This is a genomic window from Cereibacter sediminicola (assembly GCF_007668225.1).
Lineage (GTDB): Bacteria > Pseudomonadota > Alphaproteobacteria > Rhodobacterales > Rhodobacteraceae > Cereibacter_A > Cereibacter_A azotoformans.
This window is the reverse complement of sequence record NZ_VDEK01000098.1, coordinates 1-1463: the sequence shown is the minus strand read 5'-3', so window position 1 is coordinate 1463 and position 1463 is coordinate 1. Positions and strand designations below refer to the sequence as shown.

Here is a 1463-nt window from a genome sequence, read left to right as displayed (position 1 = left end):
GAGGCAGGACCGTGGCGCCAGTGGCGCCGCGTAAGCCTGCCGAACGCGAGTGGCAGGTCCGCAAACACGGGGCGCAGGGCCGGCGCCAGTGGCGCAAGGTGCATCTGGCCATGGATGCCGCCACTTCCGACATCCGTGCCGTCGACTTCACCCCCAGCCGCGACGGCGACAGCCCTGTCCTGCCCGAGCTGCTGGACCAGATCCCCGAGGATGAGGATGTCAGCACTGTGAACCGCGCCGGGTCTGCCGGAGGCTCCAACTCCTGAGTAGCAACTGTGTTTCAGGCGGGGGCGTCCCGATACGGCGTTCTGGCTTTTGTCATCGCATTGAGAACGGTCAGCAGCTTGCGGGCGCAGGCCACGATGACCAGCTTTCGTGGTTTTCCGGCGGCGATGAGCCGCTCTTTGAAGGCCCGGAAGACTGGATCGAACCTGCTGGCGGTGAGGGCTGCGAGATAGAGGCACCGGCGTAGCGATCCACGTCCGCCCCATATGCTGCGCTTGCCGCGTCGGTGTCCTGAATCATTCGCGTGTGGCGCCAACCCCGCGAGAGCGGCGACCCGCCGTCGATCGAGCTGACCAAGTTCAGGGAGTTGTGCGATCAGAGTGGCCGAGACGACAGGTCCGATCCCCTTGACGCTGCGAAGACGCACCGCTTGATCGCGCAGCTCGTCTTGGCTTTGGATCACGGTTTCCATCTCTGCTTCGACTTTCGCCAGGCTGCCCAGCAAGGCCCGGATGTGCTGCAGGAGGCTGCGTCGGATCCATTGGTCCTGTGTGGTTCTCAACCGGTTCTTCTGTGCGACGATCATGGCGGTGATGTCGTTGCGGTGGGCGGTAAGGTCAGACAAACGCTGGCGTTCGGCAGAGCGAGGGTGAGCTGGAACCAGCTGGAGCGCTCTCCCCATCTCGGCCAGAACCTGCGCATCGACACGGTCACTCTTGGCCAGACGCCCTGTTGCGCGAGCAAATTCTCGGGCCTGCCGAGGGTTCACGCAAGCCGCCTGGCCCCCGGCTTCCGAGAGGGCTGCCATGATCGGTCGCTCATATCCACCTGACGCCTCGAGAACGACGATGGATTGGCCAGCGGCAAGTGCGAACCTGCGCAACGACCTGCTGTCGGTTGGAATCCTTTCATGCCGGGAGCGGATAGGGTCGAACACGTCGATCCAGTCTTTCGCGACGTCGACGCCGATATAGTTGTGGGGCAAAGTCACTGTCCTGTCCTTGATCTGCGGGGTCGGCACTGAAGCGCCCCTTGCAACTGTTCAGGTTCACGTGGCGGCAGCGCAGATAGGCCCCATGCTACTCAGCGGGATCGTCCTCCCTGGGATGGAACGGGGTCCCACCTGCAGGTCCCAGTATGCCCGGCCTTGAACAGACAAGGATGGAGCATCATGAGCAAGACCACTGAACTGGCCCCCGTTTCGACCGGACACTTGGGCATAACCATGGAGGCTCAGG

At 63.4% G+C, this 1463-nt stretch carries 1 protein-coding gene and 1 pseudogene; one reads left to right on the top strand and one right to left on the bottom strand.

Features of this window, described 5'->3' with window-relative positions:
- A pseudogene (locus tag FG154_RS20470) lies at positions 1-245 on the top strand (transposase); the annotation flags it as partial.
- Between the two features lie 35 nt (positions 246-280).
- Here the strand turns inward: FG154_RS20470 and FG154_RS20465 are convergent.
- Positions 281-1210 carry an IS110 family RNA-guided transposase gene (locus FG154_RS20465; protein WP_145111971.1) on the bottom strand — a complete coding sequence of 310 codons (930 nt, stop codon included), beginning with the start codon at positions 1208-1210 and terminating at the stop codon, positions 281-283.
- Positions 1211-1463: the final 253 nt, after the last annotated feature.